The organism is Gemmatimonas sp. UBA7669 (assembly GCF_002483225.1).
Taxonomy (GTDB): Bacteria; Gemmatimonadota; Gemmatimonadetes; order Gemmatimonadales; family Gemmatimonadaceae; genus Gemmatimonas.
In genome coordinates, this window is sequence record NZ_DLHL01000051.1 from 23,787 (window position 1) to 46,607 (window position 22,821).

Annotated in this window: 19 protein-coding genes and 1 pseudogene; 9 read left to right on the forward strand and 11 right to left on the reverse strand. The window is 65.1% G+C overall.

The genetic code is table 11. The annotated features are described in order from the left end of the window. Positions 1 to 118: 118 nt before the first annotated feature. On the forward strand, positions 119 to 1,141 hold the full coding sequence (locus B2747_RS14185) for a DMT family transporter (RefSeq protein ID WP_291162251.1): 1,023 nt from the start codon (positions 119 to 121) through the stop codon (positions 1,139 to 1,141). Here B2747_RS14185 and B2747_RS14190 read toward each other — a convergent pair. From B2747_RS14190 to B2747_RS14205, 4 genes are all read right to left on the reverse strand, one after another. Next, positions 1,072 to 2,730 carry an N-acyl-D-amino-acid deacylase family protein gene (locus B2747_RS14190; protein WP_291162254.1) on the reverse strand — a complete coding sequence of 553 codons (1,659 nt, stop codon included), beginning with the start codon at positions 2,728 to 2,730 and terminating at the stop codon, positions 1,072 to 1,074. The two genes, B2747_RS14185 and B2747_RS14190, sit on opposite strands and share 70 nt — an antisense overlap. Further along, positions 2,727 to 5,912 carry a WD40/YVTN/BNR-like repeat-containing protein gene (locus B2747_RS14195; RefSeq protein WP_291162257.1) on the reverse strand — a complete coding sequence of 1,062 codons (3,186 nt, stop codon included), beginning with the start codon at positions 5,910 to 5,912 and terminating at the stop codon, positions 2,727 to 2,729. The genes B2747_RS14190 and B2747_RS14195 overlap by 4 nt, the downstream gene beginning before the upstream one ends. Positions 5,913 to 6,041: 129 nt before the next feature. Further along, positions 6,042 to 7,274, reverse strand: a complete 1,233-nt coding sequence (locus B2747_RS14200; RefSeq protein ID WP_291162259.1) for a serine hydrolase domain-containing protein — start codon at positions 7,272 to 7,274, stop codon at positions 6,042 to 6,044. A gap of 10 nt (positions 7,275 to 7,284) precedes the next feature. Further along, a complete protein-coding gene (locus B2747_RS14205) occupies positions 7,285 to 8,211 on the reverse strand; it encodes a hypothetical protein (protein ID WP_291162262.1) in 927 nt (308 codons plus the stop codon). A gap of 268 nt (positions 8,212 to 8,479) precedes the next feature. On the opposite strand from B2747_RS14205, the gene B2747_RS14210 reads away from it, so the two are divergent. Both B2747_RS14210 and B2747_RS14215 read left to right on the forward strand, forming a co-directional pair. Then, entirely contained in the window at positions 8,480 to 8,992 is a 513-nt protein-coding gene (locus B2747_RS14210; RefSeq protein WP_291162265.1) for a Gar/GrdA family gentamicin resistance ATP-binding protein, read from the forward strand. 59 nt (positions 8,993 to 9,051) lie between these two features. Then, a complete protein-coding gene (locus tag B2747_RS14215; protein WP_291162267.1) occupies positions 9,052 to 9,951 on the forward strand; it encodes a bifunctional helix-turn-helix transcriptional regulator/GNAT family N-acetyltransferase in 900 nt (299 codons plus the stop codon). A gap of 6 nt (positions 9,952 to 9,957) precedes the next feature. Here B2747_RS14215 and B2747_RS14220 read toward each other — a convergent pair whose 3' ends face one another. After that, on the reverse strand, positions 9,958 to 10,791 hold the full coding sequence (locus B2747_RS14220; RefSeq protein WP_291162270.1) for an NAD(P)H-binding protein: 834 nt from the start codon (positions 10,789 to 10,791) through the stop codon (positions 9,958 to 9,960). A 167-nt stretch (positions 10,792 to 10,958) separates the two neighbouring features. On the opposite strand from B2747_RS14220, the gene B2747_RS14225 reads away from it, so the two are divergent. Both B2747_RS14225 and B2747_RS14230 read left to right on the forward strand, forming a co-directional pair. Then, entirely contained in the window at positions 10,959 to 11,762 is an 804-nt protein-coding gene (locus tag B2747_RS14225) for a MerR family transcriptional regulator (protein WP_291162948.1), read from the forward strand. Then, positions 11,759 to 12,157, forward strand: a complete 399-nt coding sequence (locus B2747_RS14230) for a YbjQ family protein (RefSeq protein WP_291162273.1) — start codon at positions 11,759 to 11,761, stop codon at positions 12,155 to 12,157. The genes B2747_RS14225 and B2747_RS14230 overlap by 4 nt, the downstream gene beginning before the upstream one ends. A gap of 3 nt (positions 12,158 to 12,160) precedes the next feature. Here the strand turns inward: B2747_RS14230 and cysM are convergent, their stop codons facing one another. After that, complete coding sequence (cysM, locus tag B2747_RS14235) at positions 12,161 to 13,081, reverse strand: cysteine synthase CysM (protein WP_291162276.1); 921 nt, start codon at positions 13,079 to 13,081, stop codon at positions 12,161 to 12,163. 104 nt (positions 13,082 to 13,185) lie between these two features. Between cysM and B2747_RS14240 the strand changes: the two genes are divergently transcribed. Further along, positions 13,186 to 14,616: a M24 family metallopeptidase gene (locus B2747_RS14240; protein ID WP_291162279.1), complete on the forward strand. Its 1,431-nt coding sequence runs from the start codon at positions 13,186 to 13,188 to the stop codon at positions 14,614 to 14,616. 21 nt (positions 14,617 to 14,637) lie between these two features. Here the strand turns inward: B2747_RS14240 and B2747_RS14245 are convergent, their stop codons facing one another. Then, positions 14,638 to 16,029: an amidohydrolase family protein gene (locus B2747_RS14245; RefSeq protein ID WP_291162281.1), complete on the reverse strand. Its 1,392-nt coding sequence runs from the start codon at positions 16,027 to 16,029 to the stop codon at positions 14,638 to 14,640. Positions 16,030 to 16,237: 208 nt separating this feature from the next. Beyond that, positions 16,238 to 17,908, reverse strand: a complete 1,671-nt coding sequence (locus B2747_RS14250) for an FAD-dependent oxidoreductase (RefSeq protein WP_291162283.1) — start codon at positions 17,906 to 17,908, stop codon at positions 16,238 to 16,240. A gap of 116 nt (positions 17,909 to 18,024) precedes the next feature. On the opposite strand from B2747_RS14250, the gene B2747_RS14255 reads away from it, so the two are divergent. Continuing rightward, entirely contained in the window at positions 18,025 to 19,854 is a 1,830-nt protein-coding gene (locus tag B2747_RS14255; protein WP_291162285.1) for an amidohydrolase, read from the forward strand. On the opposite strand, the gene B2747_RS14260 is transcribed toward B2747_RS14255, so the two are convergent. Then, a complete protein-coding gene (locus B2747_RS14260) occupies positions 19,794 to 20,249 on the reverse strand; it encodes a DUF4260 family protein (protein WP_291162286.1) in 456 nt (151 codons plus the stop codon). The genes B2747_RS14255 and B2747_RS14260 overlap by 61 nt on opposite strands. 73 nt (positions 20,250 to 20,322) lie before the next feature. On the opposite strand from B2747_RS14260, the pseudogene B2747_RS20270 reads away from it, so the two are divergent. After that, positions 20,323 to 20,451: pseudogene (locus B2747_RS20270) on the forward strand (TetR family transcriptional regulator); the annotation flags it as partial. Between the two features lie 33 nt (positions 20,452 to 20,484). Beyond that, positions 20,485 to 20,910 carry a TetR-like C-terminal domain-containing protein gene (locus tag B2747_RS14265; protein ID WP_291162288.1) on the forward strand — a complete coding sequence of 142 codons (426 nt, stop codon included), beginning with the start codon at positions 20,485 to 20,487 and terminating at the stop codon, positions 20,908 to 20,910. A gap of 40 nt (positions 20,911 to 20,950) precedes the next feature. Here the strand turns inward: B2747_RS14265 and B2747_RS14270 are convergent, their stop codons facing one another. Together B2747_RS14270 and B2747_RS14275 are read right to left on the reverse strand one after the other, a co-directional pair. Then, positions 20,951 to 21,841 carry an alpha/beta hydrolase family protein gene (locus tag B2747_RS14270; RefSeq protein WP_291162291.1) on the reverse strand — a complete coding sequence of 297 codons (891 nt, stop codon included), beginning with the start codon at positions 21,839 to 21,841 and terminating at the stop codon, positions 20,951 to 20,953. Next, complete coding sequence (locus tag B2747_RS14275) at positions 21,831 to 22,784, reverse strand: AraC family transcriptional regulator (RefSeq protein WP_291162293.1); 954 nt, start codon at positions 22,782 to 22,784, stop codon at positions 21,831 to 21,833. The genes B2747_RS14270 and B2747_RS14275 overlap by 11 nt, the downstream gene beginning before the upstream one ends. Positions 22,785 to 22,821: the final 37 nt, after the last annotated feature.

Here is a 22,821-nt window from a genome sequence, read left to right on the forward strand (position 1 = left end):
AATTTTGCAGGACCAAGCGCGCGCGTGCGTCAGATACTACGCGCAAAACCCGCGCGCCGCGAGCTGAACCGCTGTCCGCCCACTGGCCGGCGTGACGCGAGGCGACTATCCCTCCGCCATGTCTGCGCCGAGTGAGTCTGCGCCGCACCCAGCAGCAGGTGCTGCCCCTGCCACGGACACCGCCCCTCATGGTGGTGCGGGAGCGTCGGCATCGGCGTCGCTCGCCGCAGCGTTGGCCTGCATCTGCTTTGGTGCCTCGGTAGTAGCCACGCGGCACGTCGTGCCTCAGACCACGCCCGTCGTGCTGGCCTTCATGCGCTATGTAATTGGCAGCCTCTGCATGTTGGCTCTGCTCAGGCGTCGGGCACTGGCTCCCATGGCGCGACATGACCGGCTGCAGGTGTTGGCGCTCGGAGTCCTGTTCTTCGGACTCTTTCCGTGGAGCTTCAGCGCGTCGCTGACCTACCTGCCCGCTGCCACGGTTGCGCTGATCCTCGCCACCATTCCACTGGTGACGATGGCATTGTCGCTGCTGCGTGGCACGGAGCGGCCAAGCGTCGGTCTGGTCAGCGGGCAGTTGCTGGCCCTGTTTGGCATCGTGCTGGCCATCAGTCCGGCGTTGTTCGCATCACGAGAGGGAGCTGCGCCGGCGGCGGATACCCCGCACAGCCTGGTGGGATACCTTCTCGCCTTCACCACCGTGTGCTGCGGCGCGGTATACAACGTGTGGTCGCGACCCCTGTTGCTGCGCTATCCCTCGGCCACCATTACCTCATGGGCCATGGTGGCCGGTGCGCTGTCACTGGCGCCGCTGGCGCTGATGCAGGGACTTGCCGCGAACACACGCGACATCACGACAGACGGCTGGCTCACGGTGCTGTTCCTCGGCACGCTGGGTGGGGCCGTGGGATTTGGACTCTGGAGCTATGCGCTGCGCCGCTCCACGCCATCACGCGTGGCCGTGTTTCTCGCGCTCAATCCCATTTCGGCTATCACGCTGGGCGTGTTGCTGCTGGGTGAGCCGGTATCGGCGCGCTTGTTTGTCGCGTTGGCCGCGGTGCTGGCCGGCATTCAACTTGCCACGCGCAGCACGCGTCCCGTGCCATCGCCAGGTCGTTCTCCATTGCGCAGCGACCAGTAGCCGTTCACGACCACGTGCACAATGCCCACGGGATACTGGAACGGATTGGCAAAGGTAGCCGTGTCGGACACGGTGGCCGGATCAAAGACCACGATGTCCGCCGCCATGCCAACGGCCAACAGCCCCCGATCGCTGAGGCGCACACGCGATGCCGGACGTGCAGTCATACGGTGCACCGCCTGCTCCAGTGACAGCGCGCGACGCTCGCGCACATAGCGACCAAGCACGCGCGGAAAGGTGCCAGCGCCACGCGGATGCGGACTGCCACGACGCGTAGGTCCGTCAATGGCAAAGCCGCCGCCATCGGAACACACCATGGAGAACTCGTGTGCCAGCAGCCGGTCGAGATTGTCCTCGCTCATGGCGAAGCCCAGCATGCCGACATCGGTGTTGTTACGCCGCAGCAGTCCAACGACGGCTTCGTACGGGTCCTGCTGCTGCGCGGCGGCCCAGGTGCCCAATCGTTTGCCTTCAGCATCGCGGTCTTCAGCTCGGGCCACCCGTGAGATCTGCACATTGTCCCAGCCACCGATGAGCTCCACCTTGGCGAGCACCTCCTGACGAATGCGTGGGGCAGTCGCCGGGTCCGCGAGGCGCGCAAGAAAGGCGGCGTCACCGCCGTCTCTGGACCAGGTGGGAAAGAGGTTGGTGAGTCCGGTGGCGTAGGCCACATAGGGATACACGTCGAACCAGGCGGCAATGCCTTCGGCTCGCGCGGCGCGCAATCGCGCAAAGCAGGCGTCGATCTTGCTCCAGTTGCGTGTGCCTTGCTGCTTGAGATGTGATACCTGCAGGCCGCAGCGCGCGCCGCGGGCCACGGCAATGGACTCGTCGATGGACTCGAGCAGCTGATCGTCCTCGTTTCGCATGTGTGTGGCGTAACTCAAGCCACGCGCACTCAATGGACGACAGAGTGCCACCAACTCACTCTCGCTGGCAAACGCGCCCGGTGTGTACTCAAGGCCGGAGCTGGCGCCACAGGCGCCCTCGGACACTGCGCGTTCCACCATGGCGGTCATGCGCGCCATCTCGGATGCGCTGGCCCTGCGATCTGACTCGCCCACCACGGCACCACGCACGGTGCCGAGCCCGATCATGCTGGCGATGTTCACCGAGGGGCGCAGCGCGTTGGTGCGTGCTTCCCATGCGGCAAACGAGTTGCCGGCGTCACCGCTGAAACGCGAACTGCCGTCGGCGCCCACCACGATGCTGGTGATGCCCTGACGAATGACACTCTCCATGCGCGGGTCATCGCGCAGCCCACCGTCACCATGCGAATGGATGTCGATGAAGCCGGGCGCCACCGTCATGCCGCGTGCGTCGATTTCCTCGGTCCCGCGATCAGCGACGGCAGGCTGCATGGCCACGATGCGGCCGGCGGTGACGGCGATATCGAGACGACGCGCTGGGGTGCCGCTGCCATCGAGCACCGCACCTCCGCGCAATACGAGGTCGTACGCGCGTCGCGATGGCACGTAGGGCGCACCCGCCAGCAGGATGGATGGAGCTGAAAGCGATGCTGCAGCTATCGCGCCTGCCTTGAGCAGGTCACGGCGCGTGCGATTCGGTTCTGTGCTGCGTTTGTTCACGGCACAATCCTGAGCGGTTGTGCCAACCGGATGGCGCCAATGCCCAGGTCCCAGAGCTGGCGGTTGAGTGCCGGGATGTCGCGGCCAACCAAGGCATCCGATCGAGCCTTGAGTGATTGCCACGTGGTCTGCAGTTCGGTCAGCCGATCACGTGAGGATTGGTTGACGCGCGGCAAGTCGCTCTCGGTGGCATTGACCATGAACATCCAGTTGGCGGTGAACTGCTGTGCGTAGTTCTCCACGTCGTCATAGGCGCGGGTGCGGCGGCTGACCATGGCCGAGTCCCAGGCGGCGAGGCGCGCGGCGAGACTGTCGGCGCTGCGCCTGACACCGGTGTAGCGCTCTTCGGCGGGCAGGGCCGCCAGCATGGTCTTGAGCTGTGTGCGCACATCCTGCAGCCGGTTCACGGTGCTGTGCATGACCGCGAGTTCCGCTTCGGCTCGCGTCATGAACGCGTCGTATTCCGCATAAGTTGCCGCTTCCACGGCGTACAGCGGATTCGGGAGGATGGTGCCGTCCTTCTCAACGGTCTTGTCACCGTGCTTGAGCGTAAAGCGATAACGCCCCGGCACGGCCTTGTGGCCACGGTAGCTGGCCTCGATGTACACGCCCGGTACGCCGGGCAGTGTTTCGTGTCGCATATCCCACACGAAACGGTTGAGCCCCTTGGCTTTGGGCAGCGTGGACGGTGCCGGCGGACCGCCGGCCCAGCTCCTGGCGCTGCTGTCCTTGCGGGAGCTGATCGTACGAATCACACGCCCGGTCGCATCGCGGATTTCAAGTGTGATGTGATTGCTGTCGGGGAGCTCCGGCAACTGGTAGTACAGCACCACGCCATTGGCCGGATTGACACCGGCAAAGGTGTCGGCACCGGTGAAGTCCGCGGCCGGTGCATTGAGGGCGCTGCCGCCGTTCACCAGGTAGGCGTCGGCCGGCTGGTAGAGATGCAGGGCGGGCAGGTCGGGCTTGTGCTGCCGCAGCAGCGTGAGGTCGTCGAGAATCCAGAAGCTGCGTCCCGACGTGGCGGCGATGAGGTTGCCCTGATGCACGCGCAGGTCGGTAATGGGGGTGCGTGGCAGATTGAGCTGGAACGGAATCCAGTTCTTGCCGCCATCCCACGAGAGGAACAGTCCTCGTTCGGTTCCGGCGTACAGCAGGTCACGCCGCACGTCGTCTTCGCGCACCACCCGCGTGAAAGCCTCGGCGGGAATACCCTTGTCGATCTTTGTCCATGTCGCGCCATAATCGGTGGTCTTGTAGAGACCCGGCGCGTGATCGTGGAACTTGTAGCGGGTGGTGGCGATGTAGGCCGTGCCGCGGTCGTGCGGGGAGACCTCAATGGCGTTGATGAGCGTTTCGGGCAGCCCGCGTGGCGTGACGTTCTTCCACGTCGCGCCGTTGTCACGTGTGACGTGTACGAGTCCGTCGTCGCTGCCCGTCCAGATCACCCCGCGCTCGTGCGGCGACTCCATGACATACGACAGGGTGCCATAGTTTTCTGCACCGACTGCCTCGTTGGTGAAGGGCACGCCGGGCCGACCCTGCTTGTCTTTCTCGTTGCGGGTGAGGTCGGGCGAGACTTCGCGCCAGGTGCGACCCATGTCCTGGGTCTTGAGCAGCATCTGCGCCCCGTGATAGTAGGTGGTGGGCTCGTGCCGGCTCCAGATGATGGGCGCGTTCCAGTTGAAGCGGTACTTCATGTCCTTGGCGTCCATGCCCAGGTACTGGATGGGCGCGCCCATGATGCTGGTGGATGCTTTCGCTTCCGTGTCCACCACCTCAATGGTGCCCTGATAGCTGCCGCCCAACACGAAGCGTGGGTTGTCGGGGTCGAATGCCAGGAAGGCACTTTCACCGCCCGCCGAACGCGTCCAACTGGCCGGTGTGATGCTGCCGCTGCCCAGCTCGCGGCTGGCAATCATGACCGAGCTGTTGTCCTGCTGGCCGGCGTAGATGCGATACGGAAACGCATTGTCCACACTGATGCGATAGAGCTGCGCGGTGGGCATGTTGGCCTGCGTGCTCCAGCTCTGACCCTTGTCGAAGGTCACAACCGCGCCGCCATCGTCGGCCAGAATGAAGTTGCTGGAGTTGGCGGGGTTGATCCACATGTCGTGGTAGTCGCCATGCACACCGCGCACTTCACTCCAGGTTCGGCCCCCGTCATCCGAGCGCAGGGCGGGCGCACTCAGTACGTAGACCGTCTGCTCGTTCTGCGGATCGACAAAGAGTTCGATGTAGTACCAGGCGCGCTGCACCAGACGCGGCTCATCGGTGACCTTGGTCCACTTGTCCCCGGCATTCGTGGAAACATAGAGACCACGTTCGTCTTCGTTCGAGTCACTCTCGATGAGCGCGTACACGCGCTCACTGTTGGACCGACTGACGGCCACGGCCATCTTGCCCATCTTCTTGGGCAGACCCGTAGTCATCTTCGTCCAGGTTTCGCCCATGTCGGTGGATTTGTAGAGCGCGCTGCCCGGGCCACCGCTGATGACTTGCCACGGCTTCCGGCCATGCTCCCACATGGCAGCGTAGAGAATGCGCGGGTTGTTGGGGTCCATGGCCAGCTCGGACGCGCCAGTGCGCTCGTCCACGAACAGCACCCGCTTCCAGGTCGCGCCGCCGTCGACCGACTTGTACACGCCGCGCTCGCTGTTGGGGGCATACAGCGCGCCCTGCGCCGCCACCAGCAGCACATCGGGGTTCTTCGGATGCACCACAATGCGTGCAATGTGTCGCGTGGAATCGAGACCGATCTTCTTCCAGGTCTTGCCGGCGTCGGTGGAGCGATACATGCCGTCGCCCGAGTGTGTCATCACCCCGCGCACGGCGTGTTCGCCGCTGCCCACGTATACCACATTGACATCACTCTCGGCTACGGCAATGGCGCCGATGGTGGCGGTGGTGAAGAAGCCATCGGAGATGTTGCGCCAACTGATCCCCATGTTCTCGGTCTTCCACAGGCCGCCACCGGTGGTGCCCATGTAGTAGACCTTGTCGTTGCCCACCACGCCGGACGCGGCGACCGAGCGGCCGCCGCGGAAGGGTCCGATGGAGCGCCACTTGAGGGGCTGATAGGCACTGTCCAGCGCGGAGGGGGCCAGTTGGGCGGGAGCATCCTGCGCCGCGAGCAGGAGGAGGGACAACGGCAGCAGGTGGCGAAGTCGGCGACGGATCATGGCAGGAGGGGAAAGGAGTCGCCGCAAACGTATCCATTCGGTATGGTGACGCGATAGCCTGCGCGAGTCCCCCAGAGGGGCGCCGGCTGCGGCCGTTCCTCCGTCAGCCGGCGCCCCCGCGACACATTCTCAGAACAGGGTGTTCCAGTCGTCGTGCATCTGCTTGAGCAGTGACAGTGTGTCCGCGACGGCTTGCGCACCGATGTGTGTGCCATCCGCGCAGCCATTGGACACGTTCGTCATTGCGGCATACCCGTGATTCTGTCCGGGAAACACCCGCAGTTCGGCGCGACTGCGGCAGTTGTCGCCGTTGTGTTTCACGCAGAAGGAGGTTCCCGATCCCGTGCGTTCCCATCCTGCCCTGGTAAACGTTGATTCGCCGGCATCAGGTCGCTCATGCGACTGGCGCAGCGTGGCATCGTTCACCACCGATTTGGGTTTGCCCGACTCGCTGAGGTTGGCCGTGATGAACCGGGCCATATCTGCATGCGTGGTGTGCACCGCGCCAGCCGGACCGTGGGAGTGAAAGTTCTCCACCAGCTCGATGGCCGCAGCATCCGGTGTGATGACGCCGGTGCTGGGATTGCTGTTGTGTTCCCACACGCCGTCAGGTGTGCTGTTCGTTGCCAAGCGACCCACGCCGGAGCGTGACATGCCCAATGGCGTGAACACCTCATCCTGCATGAGCTGCTCGTATGACTTTCCGGTGAGACGCTCGGCCATGGCTGCGGCAATGATGCAGCCGCCTCCATACACGATGCTGGAGCCGGGAGAGGGCACGGGCTCGTCCTGTAGCGACGTCACCACGTAGTTGTACCGGCGCACGGCAAGCGAGTCCGCCGTCGCGTACTCGGTGCGGAACGCGTCAGAAAGTGCGGTGCGGTTTACCGTCATCTCGAACCCGTTGACGGGCGCGTATGGCAGGTCGGCGCTGTGCGACATGAGCTGCTCGAGCGTCTTGTCGAGATACGATTCCCTGATTCGGTAGCGTGTCCGGAAAGCCTCCGATGTCATTTCCGGAAAGACGTCGCGAATGCGCGTGGTCCAGGCGAAGTCGGACCGTTGCTGAACCAGACGCGCCATGAGATAGCCCGTGAAGGGCTTCGAGACCGATCCGATGCAGAAGCGGTCCGACTGCTGAACGACATTGGCGCTCAGCGTGGCAGCCAGGTCCGACCTTCGCTGGCCGACGGCCAGGCCGATGACGGTGTCACCGCCATCGCGCACGAGCACCGCGGCGAGTGCGGGGACGCCGTGCGTTGTGCGAATGTCGTCGAGTTTGCTGTTGAGATAGGCGGCCGGCGAAAGACGCGGGGTATTGTTGCGGCCGATGGGCGGGCGATTGGGGGTGCGGGAAGCCATGGTCAGTGCCTCATTCAAACGTGCGGTTGCCGATGGGCGACCACGCGACCGCCCAATCCTCACCGCGATTGTAGGATGCAGCCCACCACATACGGCGGTCGGTGCCGGCCCCCACGAGATAGAGCTCGCTGCCGTCCCAGTTAGTCGTAGCGGCTGGGCCGGTATTGAACACACCATGCGGAACCTGCTCCCAACCTCGCCACGTCTGCCCCGTGTCCGTGGAGCGATTCCACCAGCACTTGTTGTCCATGCCCCGTCCGACGACGTAACACGTGCTGCCGTCGGCGGAGAGGGCGACTGCCGGCGCAGACGAGAACGTTCCGGAGCCAATGGCCTCCCATGCGATCTCCCACACGTGTCCGCGGTTCCGGGAACGCGCAAGCCAGAATCGATTGTCGGTACCACGACCCACCACGATGAGGGTCTCGCCATCGGCACTCACGCCGGCGCTGCAGCCGGTTTCGAAGACGCCGGCGCCGATCGCGTTCCACGTCTTCTCCCAGCTGCAACCTTCGTTCTTCGAGCGCACAAACCAACACCGGTTGTCCTGGCCACGAACAAAGACATACAACAGTCGACCATCTCCCGAGCAGGCGATGGTTGGAGCGGAAGTGGCGACCGCGTTGCCGATCTTTCTCCACTCGATGTCCCAATCCTGCATGTAGTCGCAGCTTCGGGTGTAAAAGACACCGGCGTCGCCAAAGACTTCGGACGCGCGTGCGACGATGTGCATCAGGCGTCCGTCTGCCGAACCGCAGACGCCCGGCGAATGCGGGCCGCGTGCAAAGGCTGGCAGACTGGGGATCTTGTGCCAGTCACGCCATTCGGCGCCCCGTCGGTAGCTGGCTGCACGAAGCAGCGGCGCCCCCTGATCAAAGGCAAAGACGTCGAGACGACGCTCGAGCACGAGATGAACTGCAGGGCGAAGCGTCGGCATGCGTGAGTCTCCATGTGCAAGGCGAGTGGACCGGGATCGTGCGTGGGAAGGCGCCCGATATGGCGGACCGCTACACTAGGATTGAACCGCGCATTCGTAAATGCAGCACGTTCGCTGCAGGGGCGAACGACCTATGACAAGGTTTCTTCCGCCGAGTTCGTCGTGATGGTGTGCGACCGCACGGTGATAGATTCCGCCTCTCTCGCCGCATTCGCCGGGCTGCGACATCCGGCGGTGCTCATCTCACCTCTTGCTCGCGTATGAAGCTGTGATCATCGTTCTCAACGGCCCACTTGGTATTGGCAAATCCACACTCGCCGAGGCGCTGCACGAGCAGCTCGAGTCTTCCGTGATGCTCGACGGCGATCACGTCGTGGCGCTCAATCCGCCGCCAGACGACGAGGTGGCTTACCTGCATGACACGCTGGCCCTGCTGATCGCGCATCACCAACGTGCGGGCTACCGGCACGCGGTCATCAATCACTACTGGAGTGCGCCCGAGCAGTTGGACGATTTGCGGAGCCGACTGCGCAGGGTGGACGATGACGCCGAGCTGCGCTGCTTCCTGCTCACGCTGCCTGAAGCGGAGAACCTGCGCCGCATCGCGCGAAGGCAGCAGGCTCGCGCACTCGATGAGGTGGAATTCGAACGCGAAACCGTTGCCGCGGAACGTGCGGTCCTGTACGCACACGCAGGCTCGGGACTGGGCGAGCCGTTCGATGTGTCCGATCCGCCAGAGATGCTGGTGGCCAGACTGCTCGAACTGCTGAATCTGGGCTGACGCCACACGGCAGTTGCCCGCGGTTGCGGGGTGGATGATGTCTGACTAAAGTCAGCTATATGCTCACCCCCGAAGCCCGCTTCCGCCGATTTGCCCGCGCCGTGACCACCGAAGTCGGGGCGCTCGACCAATCCTTCCTTGGCCGTGGCCGCCCGCTGGGCGCCGCCCGCGTACTCAACGCGGTTGGCCACGGCCTCAAAGATGTGGCCGTGCTTCGACAGTATCTGCGCCTCGACTCAGGCCTCATGAGTCGTTTGCTGCGCAGTCTCGAGGATGAGGGTCTGGTTGCCGTAGTGGCCGATGCACAGGACGGTCGCCGGCGCACCGTGGCGCTCACTGCCGCCGGACGGCGCGAGTTCCGCGCCTATGAAACGCTGTCCAATGCCCGCGCGCGGGCCGCCCTCGCGCGCTATCCGCATCGCGAGCGCTTCCTTGCGGCGCTGGATCTGGTGGCGACCGTACTGGCTGCCGATCGGGTGGTCATCGAAACGGCGGATCCGGATGACGAGACGGCGCAATACTGTCTGGCGGAGTATTACGCCGAGGTCAACGCACGATTCGCAAACGGCTTTGATGTGGCGCAGTCCGTGCCGCCGTCCCGTGCGTCCCTCGTTGCGCCGCTGGGCACGTTTCTGGTGGCGATGTCCGACGGCCTGCCGCTCGGTTGTGTATGTGTTGTTGGAGACGGCGGTGCCACCGCGGAGATCAAGCGCCTCTGGGTGGCACCAGCGGCGCGCGGCCTTGGCCTCGGACGCCGTCTCATGGAGCAGGCCGAGGATGCCGCACGCACGCTGGGTATTCACACGCTGCGGCTCGACACCAACGAGGCACTCACCGAGGCCCGGGCGCTGTACGAGCGCAGCGGCTGGGTGCAGATCCCGCGCTACAACGAGAATCCGTACGCGCACTGGTTCTTCGAGAAGACGCTGGCGCGACGCAGTGCACGTCGGGCGAAATGACCGTGTTCAGCCGTTGGGAGCAAGCTCGACCAGCTCCTGCGCGTACTGGCGGAAGTCGCGTGGGGCACGGCCAAGCGCGCGCTGCACCCCGTCGGTCAACGAGGCGTTGCGCCCATCCAGCACGGTCGTGAAGAGATAGCGCATCAACTGACCCAGCTCACTCGGCAGGTTGTCGGCCAGCAAGACCTCTTCAAATGTCGTCATGGGGATGCTGGTGAAGGAAATGTCGCGCCCTGTGGCCTCGGCCAACTCCGAGATGGCGTTGCCGAAGGTGAGAAGACGCGGTCCGGTGAGTTCGTACACCTGGCCCGCATGCATTGACGGATGACGCAGTGTGGCGAGTGCCACATCCGCAATGTCTTCGCAGTCCACGAACGGCTCCTGCACGGCGCCAACGGGCAGATAGACCGCGCCAGCTTCCACCATCGGTGCGATGAAGCTCTCGCTGAAGTTCTGAAAGAACCAGCTGGCCCGCAGGACCGTCCAGGTCAGCCCCGATTGCTGCACCACCTGCTCACACGCCTCGGCTTCCACTTCACCACGTCCGGACAACAGCACCAGTTGCTCCACACCTGCCGAGCGCGCGAGTTCCACGAAGTGTGCGATGTCGCTCAGCGCACCCGGGACGGCCAGGTCCGGTTGATAGGCAATGTACGCGGCCCGCACCCCGGCGAGCGCGGCGGGCCAGGTGCTGCGGTCACTCCAATCGAAGGCCGGAGCGCTGCTGCGTGACGCAGCGCGAACGGGAATGCCTGCGTCCGTCAGACGCTCAGCGATTCGCCGGCCGGTCTTGCCTCGGGCGCTGGTGACCAGAATGGGACGAACGGCACGTTGTGACATGGTATGGGCTCCGTGTGGGGTTGGGATGGACCCCTGCACACTGCAAGGTGACGTAACGTCAACTGCAAGTCCCGCCCGTTTGGGTGCATGTTCCCACCATGTTCACTGTCGGCGAATTCTCCCGCATCGCGCGGGTCTCCAAGCGTCTGCTTCGCTAATACGATCAGATCGGCCTGTTCGAACCGGCGCACAGTGATGTGCGCACCGGACGACGGTTGTATCAGGCGGACCAGTTGTCGGCGCTCAACCGCATTCTCGCGCTCAAGGATCTGGGGCTGTCGCTCAGTGAAGTGCGCCGTCTGCTCGACGAGCGCATTGGCGTGGCGGCGTTGCACGACCTGCTGCAGCAGCGCAAAGCGGAGATCGAACGGCGCATCACGGAGGAGGCGCAGCGGGTGCGCCGCATTGAGGCGCGACTCGATGCCATTCGGGAGAGCGAGTCCGGTCGGCCGCTGCACGTCGTGGTGAAATCGCTGACGGCGCAGCCCGTGCTGGGGGCGCGGGTCACCGTGGCGACGTTCGAAGAGGGATTGTCGCTGCTGCTGCGCATCCGCGCCGCACTGCCAGAGGACCGCCAGCATGGTCTCTGCTACTGCATCTGTCATGCGGCCCACGACAGCCACCGCGCGCTCGATCTCGAGCTGGGCTGCCACACCAGTTCCCTCCGCACGGTCGAGACTGAACTCGCCGACGGTCTGCGACTTGTCCCGCGTCTTCTTCCCGCCGTGGACTCAGCAGCCACCACCGTGATGCGCGGTCCACTGGAGCGCATCATTCTCGGCTATGGGCAGATCGGCGAGTGGGCGGAGCGCAATGGTTATCGTACGCTGGACGGTGCGCGGGAAGTCTCCTTGCATCTTCCCACCGAGCCGGGCGCCGCGGACTACCTCACGGAGATCCAGCAGCCGGTGGAGCAACTGACGGCGACCATCTCGCGCAAACCGCGACGGCGCCGTAACGTGGACGCATGACTGACATCGTTCACTCACAGGCCGTTGACTTCCCGTACCACATGACCACCACGGGCTTTGACCTGCCCGGTTACAAGATCGTGGCGGTGCTCGGTGTGGTGCGTGGGGTGGTGGTGCGTTCACGCTCGGTGTTTGGCACCATCGGCGCGACCATTCAGACCCTGGCTGGCGGCAATATCACACTGTTCACGCAGCTGGCCGAGCGCACGCGGGCCGACGCCTTCAACACCATGTTGGTGCAGGCGGAGATGGCCAACGCCGATGCGGTGATCGGCATTCGCTATGACGCCACCGAGATCATGGGCGGTGTGACCGAGGTCATCTGCTACGGGACGGCGGTGCGGGTGAAGGCGCTGGACGCCGAGACGCACAGCGAGCCGCGGCAGGTCCGCTGAGGTCTACGCCGGAAAGATGCCCGTGCTCAGGTAGCGGTCACCGCGGTCACACACGATGAACACGATGGTGGCGTTCTCCACCTCGGCCGCCATGCGCAACGCAATCACGCAGGCGCCGGCGGCGGAGGGACCACAGAAAATGCCCTCTTCCGCGGCCAGGCGACGGGCCATGTCCTCGGCTTCGGCTTGCGACACCAGCTCGATGCGATCGACACCGGTGGCATCGTAGATCTTCGGCTGATAGGCCGCCGACCACTTGCGGATGCCGGCAATCTGCGAGCCTTCGCTGGGCTGCGCGCCGATGATGTGCACGCCGGCCCGCTGCTCGCGCAGGTACCGCCCCACGCCCATGATGGTGCCGGTGGTGCCCATGGCGCTCACGAAATGCGTGAGTCGCCCGCCGGTGTCGCGCCAGATCTCGGGGCCCGTGCTCTGATAGTGGGCGCGCGGATTGTCCGGGTTGGCAAACTGGTCCAGCACCCGTCCTTCGCCGCGCGCCTGCATCTGCATGGCGAGATCGCGCGCGTACTCCATGCCACCAGCCGACGCCGGTGTGAGAATGAGTTCGGCCCCATACGCCCGCATGGATGCGCGCCGCTCGGCGCTCAGGTTGTCGGGCATGATGAGCGTCATGCGGTAGCCCGTCATGGCCGCGATCATGGCCATGGCAATGCCCGTGTTGCCGCTGGTGGCTTCGATGAGCCGATCACCGGGCCGAATCTCGCCGCGCGCTTCGGCGCCACGAATCATGGACAGCACGGGGCGATCCTTGACGGAGCCGCCGGGGTTGTTGCCTTCAAGTTTGCCCAATACCACGGTGCCATGACCTGCACCGAAGGCAGCAGGGAGGCGCTGTAGTTGCACCAGGGGCGTGTTGCCGATGGTGTGGTCGATGGCCCGGTAGGACGCGGCATGCGGGTTCATGCCATGCACAACGCCATGGGAGCGCGATCCGTTCACAGGCCCTGTGCGGAGCGTGAACTCGCCAAGCGCAGGACGGCCGGATAGCATTGGACATGCCTCGGATCATGCCTTCCGCTCCCGTCATGCTGCTGGCCGTCGTGGCCGCATCAATTCTCGGCGCGCCACTCGCCGCACCGCTCGCCGCACAATCCACGCGACCGACCACTTCGAGCGACCGGCCGCGCCCGCAGTCTGCGCTGGCCCCGGCACTCGCGATGCGCGTGCCCGAGGCCGATGCGCTGCTGCCCTGGTCGGAGCAGATCGCGGTGCGCGAGAGCTGGTTGGGCAAGCGCCACGCGATGCTGCTTCCCATGATGCGGCGGCATGGCATTGCCATGTGGATTGTGGTCAACGAGGAGTTCCACGACGATCCGCTGGTGCATGCCGTGGCGCCGCCGCGCCCCTACACCGGCAATCGGGACATTTTCGTGTTCATCGATGCCGGTGCGCAGGGACTGCGCAAGTTTGCCATTACCGGCTACACCGAAGAGAATCTCGCGCGCTTCTTTGACGCACCGTTCACGGAGCCCCGGCCACCAGCCGCGACGCTGCGTGATCTCTACGCACAGTACCAGCCGGCCACCATTGGCCTCGGCATTCGCGGCACGCGCGGACAGACCCGCACGCTGGGCTACGATGCCTATCGCTTCCTGGCCGAGACGCTCGGACCGGACGCGGAGAAGCGCTTTGTGAGTGCGGGCGAGCTGGTGCAGGAGTATCTCGACACGCGTTTGCCCGAGGAGATGCCGCACTACACGACCGCGGTGCAGGTCACCGAAGCCATCGTGAAGCGGGCGCTTTCCAATGCCGTTATCACGCCGGGGAAGACCACGGTGGGTGATGTGCGGCGTGCATTGTTCGACATGCTCTGGGCGGCCGGTGTTCGCACCTGGTTCCAGCCCGACCTGCGTGTGCAGCGCGCCACGGGCGACGTGGCTACGTCGCGCGGCTTTTTGGCGGTGGCGCCCGAGGCCACCGTGATCCAGCGCGGTGATGTGGTACACATCGACTTTGGGATCAGTTACATGGGCTTCGACACCGACTGGCAGAAGATGGCCTATGTGCTCAAGCCCGGTGAACGCGACGTACCAGCGGGGCTCAAGCAGGCCATGGCCAATTCCAACACGCTGCAGGATGCGCTCATGCGGCGGCATGCTCGGCCCGGGCTGACTGGTGGTACGGTGTTCAACAATACGATGGCTGAGATGAAGGAGCGCGGCATCGAGGCGATGATCTATTCTCATCCCATCGGCAATCAGGGCCACGGTCTCGGCACGTCCATTGATTTCCGCAGCGGTCTGCGCAGCGATACGACAGCACAGAACTCGCGGCTTCGCCTTGGCTCCTATATGTCCATCGAACTCAACACGGCCACGGCCGTGCCGGAGTGGAACGGCAAGAAGGTGTTCGTGATGTTCGAGGATGACGCCTACCTGACCGAGGACGGCTATCGGTTCTTCCGTCCCCGGCAGGAGCAGTTCTACATCATCCGCTGAGGCGGCCGAACCGGGCGCACCTTACAGCGCGCGCACCGCAGCCGTCACGCGGCGCTCCATGTCGTCGAGTGCTGCGCGGTCCAGCCACTGACCGCGCAGCATGGTGCCCTGAATGCGGCGCGCGTTGCTGATATTCTCGAGTGGATTCGCGTCGAGCAGCACGAGGTCAGCCTGCTTGCCCACGGCGATGGTGCCCGTCACCGCGCCGCGCCCCAGATACGTGGCCGGCGTACGGGTGGCGGCCAACAGCGCCTGATAGGGCGTGAGACCGGCCTGCACGAGGGCTTCGAGTTCGCGGTGCAAACCGAAGCCAGGCACCATGAAGAACTGCGATCCGTCGCTGCCGGCCAGCAGCGGCACGCCATGCGCCTGAAGGCGTCGCACCATCATGTCGCGCACGGCGAGATAGCGCTCGCGCGCTGATGTGGGCAGCGGCTGCTGCAGCTGATTGCGGCGCTGCAGGGTCCACTGCTCGAGTGCCTGCCGCGGCGTGAACATGGTGTCAGGTCGCGCCCGGAGGCTCTCCGCTGTTTCGGTGCCGGCAAAGATGCGGAAGAGTGCGAGGGTAGGGCCGTGGTAAATGCCGCGCTGTGCCATGCGACGCGCCAGGGCATCAACGCGCGCGCTGTCCACCTGGGCCAGCACCGCTTCCTCGAAGACGAACTGACCGGGTGGCACCGCCGTGCCCGGCGGGACTGTCGCGGCAATCATGCCGTCGAGATGCTCGATCTGTTGTCCCGCTTCGATGGCGCGTTCGATGCCGAACTCCGGCGTGACGTGACCCGCCAGTGGCAGCTTGGCGGCCTGCGTGGCTTCGACCAGCGCCGTGTAGGGCTCGGGGGACTTCCACATGCCGTGCGTCTTGATGACGTCTGCGCCAAGTGACGCCATCTGCTTCACGAGCGCCGTGACCGCCTCCGGGGTGGCCGCTGACTGGCCATTGATGGACTGTCCGGTGATGAAGAGCTGCGGGCCGAGCAACTGCCCACTGTTCACACGGCGCTTGACCTCGAAGCCCGAGGGCGGCGCGGCGAGTGCGCGCACGGTGGTCACGCCGAAAGCGAGGTACACCGTGAGTTGACGCTGCGCCGCGTCCATGTTCTCACCCGTGCCTTGCGCGAGATGCGCGTGCATGTCGTGCAGGCCAGGCATGAGATACTTGCCGCGGGCATCGATGCGTGTGGCACCAGCGGGCACCTTGACCTGATTGCGGGAACCGATGGCCTCGATGCGCCCGTCGCGCACCAGCACCACCCGGTCGCGGTCGATGGCGTCGCGCTCCATGCTCACCACGTGCACGCCGTCGAAGACGACCGCGGCAGGTTGGACGGTGCGCGCTGACGATGGATCGGCTGTAGGCGACGCAATGGCGAGGCCAAGCAGCGGGACGAGGAGCGGCAGAGACGGCAGCATGCGAGCTCACGATTGATGATGGGAAGTGGTGCAGACTCCTTCCGGACACTGTGGATTCTACGCGCTGTGTCGTGCGTCTGCGCGATTAAATCAACGCAGGCTCGCGCGTTGGCACGCCCTCGTCTGCCGCGATTCTATTTGGTCCCCAATCAACGCGGTCCATCTCTGAGAACGGAGAGTTCGTCCCGCGAAACGGAGTCGCTGTGTGCTACTTCGCGGGCAGTGGCGTGGGCCAACTGAGGCCAATACCTGCCTGCTGCAGTTCCCGCTGATAGTCGGCGGTGTGCGTGGCGTTGGCGTGAATGGCCTCCGGCGTGCGCCGTGAGGTGATCGCGTGCGCCACCAGATGACCAACGGCTTCACCAGCGTTCCACTCGATGGGGTGCAGGCGATAGCAACCGTTGGTGAGGTGCGTGACACCAAAGTTCTTGCAGGCCGGCAGCAGGTTGCGCAGTCGAACGGGAACGAGCGCACCGAGTGGAATCTGAAACGGCACGGTATCGCCGTAGCCGCCACTGTCACCACGCGTGGTGCGGTGCAGGTCCATGGCGTAGTGGCCGATGCCCACGCTGTCGGCGAACGCCGTGGTCTCGGTGCCTGTCGGCAGCAGAGAACGCAGCACATCCTGCTCACGCACGGTTCGCCGCGTGAGCAAACGCCGGCTCTCGCGAACGTATGGCGTCATGGCCAAGCCGCTATCGGTACCCACGATGTCCGGGCGCAGCTTGAGCCCAGGCCATCCGGTGCCCCCGTCAGGGCGTGGGGCTTCGGTCTGCAGCCAGTACAACAGGCTGAGTGACAACGCACCCGCCGCCTGCACATGCGCGGTGGCCTCGCGTTGTGGAACGCCCACCAGTGGACCGTGGTGGTAGTCGTTCTGCCACCAGTTCACGAGCGTGACATCACCGGCGTAGGTGCCCGGTGCAAACAGGGTATGATCGATGATGCGTCGATACGACCAGTAGCCGGTTCGCTTGTCCGGGTCAAATCCAATGCGCTTGTTGGCGGGTTCGTCAAAGCCAAGCAGGGGCCATGCGGTGCCGTTCACGCTCACGGTCTCGCGGCGCCAGCGGGCATAGTCAGCAGGCCGATCGATGACGTGCTGCTCGCCAGGTCGGTACTCCATGGCAAAGACCACGGTGAAGCTCTGCTGGTTGTCCGGCTGGGCTTCGTCCAGTGCATGCGGTTCGCCGGTCATCGCGCGTGACTCGGCGCCCATGACCAGCTCGGCCCCACACAGCGCACTGAGTTCACCAAGTTCCGTGGCGTCCACGACGTACGGTGCTTCGAGCAGCAGTTCACTCCCATCAGCCTGACGCACCCGTACAGAGCGCACAACATCGCGATCCACGTCTGCGGCCACGGCACGTGTGTGATGCAGGACCTGCAACTGCCCCGATGCGAGGTATGGCGCGAGCTGCGCCTCGATGGCTGCCAGCCAGACGCGAGGTTCGGCGCATACGCGGGACACCCATCCGTTGCCCGGGTTGAGTCGCGGGTTCTGGCGGGCTCTGTCCAGCAGACGCGGATTGGCGCGGTAGTGATCGCGCACCGCCGTGCGCAGCTGCCGGTAGGTACGCGTCCCGCCGATGGATTCAATCCACTTGTTCTCATCGGGCGGCACGGCCTGCGCCGTGAACTGGCCCCCAATCCACCCGGACTCCTCCGTCATGACGACGCGGAGTCCGCGGGTGCACGCAGCCAACGCTGCCGCGCAACCGCCCGTGCCGCCACCAATGATGATCAGATCGGCGCGATGCTCGTGTGCACGAATTGGGCGGACCGGTATGGCCTGCGCTGCCCGCAGTGCCGCGCCAAGTGGCGAAACGGCCAGAGAAGTCAGCGTCAAGTGCCGAAGCATGTCACGGCGCGAAGTCATGCGAAGAGTTTAGCGCCACGCGGGAGATTCTGCGCCAGTCAGTGACATGGGCGAATGGCGCCCCCGGCTCGAGTGCTGCAGCTTTCGCCTGTCGCCCATTCACTCACCTCGCCTCCATGTCTTCGCCAAAGTCGCCACGCGAACCAGACGACCTGCCCCCCTTCGTGGCGTTTGCGTCACGCCACAGCGCCGTCATCTTCTTCGTCCTGATGCTGGCTGTGGCCAGCTTCGAGGGTGTGGCACTGTTCGCAGCCAAGCGGCGGGATGCACGCAGTGCGGCTGCCGCGCCGGTTCAGGCCGCTGATGCCGTGTACCGCAACGCGCGGGTGTGGACAGGCGACAGCGCGCAGCCCGCAGCCGAGGCCCTGGTGCTGCGAGACGGGCGATTGCTGTTCGTCGGCTCGTCGGACAGCGCCGCGCGCTACGTCGGGCCCAACACCGTGGTGCTCGACCTCGAGGGTCGGCGTGTTGTGCCGGGTTTCATCGATGCGCATTGGCATCTGTCCACCACCAGCAGCGCGGACCTGAATGGCGCGGGCAGCGTGACGGAGATCGCGTCGCGCCTGGCAGCGTGGGCCGTTGGACGATCGCGCGATGCGTGGATTGTGGGACGCGGATGGACCGCCACGGACTTTCCGGATCGTCAACCGCATCGTCGTCATCTCGACGCCTTGTATGCGGATCGTCCGGTGCTGCTCACCGATCGCGATGGACACCAGGTCGTGGTGAACAGTGCAGCGCTCCGCCTGGCCAACATCACACGCGCGTCGAAGGACCCGGACGGCGGCCGCATTGTGCGAGACGCCGACGGTTCGCCAACGGGTGTGCTGCAGGAATCCGCCGCGTCGCTGGTACGCCGACTGGTGCCGCCGCCGACACCGGCCGATATCGCGCGCCGCATCGATGAACTGTCGCGTGACGCGGCGGCGTTGGGCATCACGATGGTGCAGGAGATGTCGGGCCGCGCGCCACGCGGTCAGGTGTTCGACGCGCTGCGCGAGGCCGCCGCGGCGGACTCGCTTCGCCTGCGCTGGTATGTCTCGGTGCCGTTCAGTCCTGATGTGGCCGATTCCGTGCTGCGGCGCTACGTGACCTTGGCCGATTCACTGCGTGGGCCCTGGCTGCGCTTCTGGGTGGCCAAGGGCATGCTGGACGGCACGGTGGATGCGCGCACGGCGGCCATGCTATCGCCCTATGTGGGGACAACGGATCGCGGTCTGCCCTTCATGACCGACGCGGCACTACGCCGCGGCGTGCAACGCTACGACTCGGCGGGTCTGCAGGTGGCGCTGCATGCCATTGGTGATCGTGCCATCCGTCAGGCGCTTGATGCCTTCGAGGCGGTGCAGCGCACCAAGGGTGTGCGCGACACGCGCCATCGCATTGAACACGTAGAGGTGCCGGACCCGCAGGATGTGCCGCGGTTCCGCACACTCGGTGTCGTGGCCAGCACGCAGGCGCTGTTTGCGACGCCCGATGTCACGACGCTGCAGAACTATGCGCCGCTGCTGGGTCCGGAGCGCGCGGCGCGTTCCAATCACTTCAAGCAGTTTGATGACGCGGGCGTGGTGCAAGCGTTTGGCAGCGATCATCCGGTGTTTCCCATGCACGTCATGCGCGGCATTCACGTGGCGGTTAACCGCACCACGGTGGAAGGCACGCCACGTGGTGGCTGGTATCCGGACGGTCGCATCACACTCGACGCCGCGTTGCGACACTTCACGCGGGACGCGGCCTACGCGGCGTTTCTCGACGCGCAGGTGGGCACGCTGCGCGCCGGGATGCTGGCGGATTTCGTGGTGCTCGATCGCGACCCGTTTGCCTTGCCGACGGATTCGCTGTTCACGGTGCAGGTGGAGCGCACGGTCGTGGGTGGGCGGACCAGCTACCTGCGAGGCGCCAACGTCGGTGCGTCGCCCGCCGGACGTCCTATGCGTCCCAGGTGAGTGTAGCCAAAGGCGTTCGGATATTTGAGTCCGTACCTAAGGGCGCGGTCAAAGCCGATATGTGCCAGCCAGACAATGGCGGCGCTGACCAGGGATGCCTGATGTGACCACAGTCCCAGACCAAGGACGGTGGCCGGCAGCCACTCGGTGTGCGCGAGGTTGTAGGCGAGCGCGCCGACGCGTGCCGACTTGAGATAGCCGAGCATGGCGAGGTCGGGCAGCAGGAATGCGGCGGCGAAGGCGGCCCAGCCCCAGGCAGCGTTTGACCAGGTGGGCAGCCAGGAGTAGGTGGCCGCGGCAGCCACGAGCAAGGCGAGCCCTTCGAGTCGCAGGTGGCGGACGGTCCAGCGCGTGTCGACGGGTGCCGGGGCGGAGGAAGCGTTCGGGTCGATCATCAAAGTCTCCTGAAGGTGTACACTGTACATATTGTACTGGTTTGCTGGTTCGTCAAGATGTACATTGTACATTATGCCATATCCTTCGAAGATTTCTGTCGAGCAGGTCGCCGACGCGGCCACGGCCTTGGCGCGCGAGGGCGGGTTTCCCGCGGTCGGTGTTCGGTCGGTGGCGGAGCGTTTGGGCGTCCGACCAACCGCCTTGTACCGATACTGCACAGATGGTGACGGATTAATGGCACTGGTTGCTGAGCGCGCGGCCTCTCAGCTTGCGGGGCAGGCCAGGGCCGCGGTGGCCGTCGCCGAGCATCGGGCACTCGGCGCCGATGGGGCCTTCAAGGCGCTGGCGACGGCCTATGCTGACTTCGCGGCCGCTGAACCGGGGTTGTATGCAGCTCTCACCACGGACACCAGTGGCTCGACCTGGTCTGCACAGCCCGGGGTTGAGCGCAAGGCATTGTGGAATCTGGTCTTGCAGGTGGTTGGTCGCCTCACGAAAAACCCCGACGATACCGGCGCGGCCGTGGCGGCCTGGAGCTTCCTCCACGGTTTTGCCTCACTGCGTGCGGCGGGCATGTTCGGCAGCAGCGGGCCCCTGGACGGGTTCGAGCGCGGTTTGGCGGCGCTTATTGCAGGCTTGGGGTCGGCTGGGGAAAGCTGACAGCGACCGCTGAGCCGCATTGATCCGTGCTGTTTCCGCTTCAGCCGCGACAACATGCCAACGCGAAGCGCACGATCTGCTCGTTCATCTCTGCATGAAACGCCACGCGATCGAAGCCCGGCGGGTCGATTGCCGGCGCGAAGCCAGGCACGGCCATCTGCGCCGGGAACGGCGACTGAAAGCTGAAGTGGCCGGCATTTGCCACCGGGATCTCCTGGAGCTGCGTCGCCGCAAGGCCGCCCCGCAGGATCTCCGCGTGATATGACGGCGTCACGCGGTCTTCTTCGCCTCGAAAGAGCAGCACCGGCGCAGTTACCCCGGCCAGTCGTGCCGGTGGCATGAACCAGCCCGCAGCGGGAGCCAGCAGCACGAGGCCCACCACACCATCCAGCTTTGCCACATCAAGCTGGGCCGGTGGGTTGTCGGGACTGTCATACGGAGTATTGACCGGCTGCCCACCTGCGGCAGCGAGCACCGTATACGCGCCTATGGAGTGGCCAATGAGGACATGGCGCGTACGGCTCACATGCGGCGACAACAACGCGTCCTGGTGCAGAGCGGCCACGGCATCGCACAGCTGCTGCGGGCGGACTCGCAAGAGCTCCACAGTACCGGTAAGCGACGCTTCGCTGCGGCTGTTGCCTACGTGCTCCGGCAGCAGCACCACAAACCCGGCCTGCGCGAGCGCCATCGCTGTGCCGCGATGCGTGAGCGGTGAGCCGGTGTTGCCATGACTGATAAGCGCCACCGGCCTCAAGCCCTCACCACTCGGCGCGACGGGGGCATCCATCGCTACCGTCATGGTGTACGGACCAAATCGCTGTTCGATTGCCGCGGCGCCAGTCGGAAAGAGTGCCAGCAGTGGCAACGCCGTACCTCCGCTATGCGCATCCAGCCTGCGGGCGCCAACCCGCGCAACGTCAGACGTCATGCTGCGGTTTCTCCTCGATCGGGAGGTGAATGTCTGTCACCACTAAATGCTCCGGTACGTCGGGAAAGAGGCGAACTCGCCGCAACAGCAGCGGAGTCTGGCCAGGAATGACTTCATGCGCAGGACACCAGGTGTGCGTGAGGAAGGTGACGGCAGCTCCGATCTGCGAGTCCGGCCCTTCGAGACGAAGACGCGCGTGACGCCCGCCGCCAATCATGAGCGGCGCGATGCCGGCCGCCCGATCATCGGCGCGCAGTCGCGCCGACGTGGCAACCGCGATGGCCATGGATGGCCCGCTCGATGGCGTGAGTGGCGCAAAAAGCACGTTCCATGTGGCGTGCGTTCGTGGCGAAAGTCCCCCGCGCTGCCGCCGCCAGGAGACAAAGCGCTGTAACGTGTCCTCCAACGCCCCCGAAGCATCTTGAGGATGATGCATCAGGGCCAATGTTCGCTGCGCGGGAAGCCGAACAACTGAAACCAGGCCGGACCACGCGTGTGCGCGCTGTTGCGCAGCGGAGCGACTGCGCGACTCCACGCCCGCATCATGAAAAGCCGGAATGTTCAATGCATGATGAAACGCGCTCCAATCCGGCCGATTCCGAAACGTGCGCGGAGACACACCCAGTGTGCGTTTGAAGGCTCGTGTGAAGGCCTCGTGGCTCTCGTACCCGCTCTGCAGCGCAATGGCGGCGATGGGTTCACCATGACGAAACGCCAGCTTCATGGCCGCGCGGCGCAGTCTGATGCGGCGCGCCACGTCCATGATGCTCAAGCCCAGCACGTGACGCGATGCGCGAATCAACCGGAAGGGTGAGACCTCGAGCGAAGTGGCAAGTGCATGGAGCGTGAGCGGCGACTCCTCCTGGCGCCGTTGGATTTGCCGGAGTGCCGCTTGAACCAACATTGGGCTGCTCCGGCTGTGTGTGATGCGAGAGGGTGACATGCAGAAGAAATAGCCGAGCCCGCGCTGGCTTGCTTGA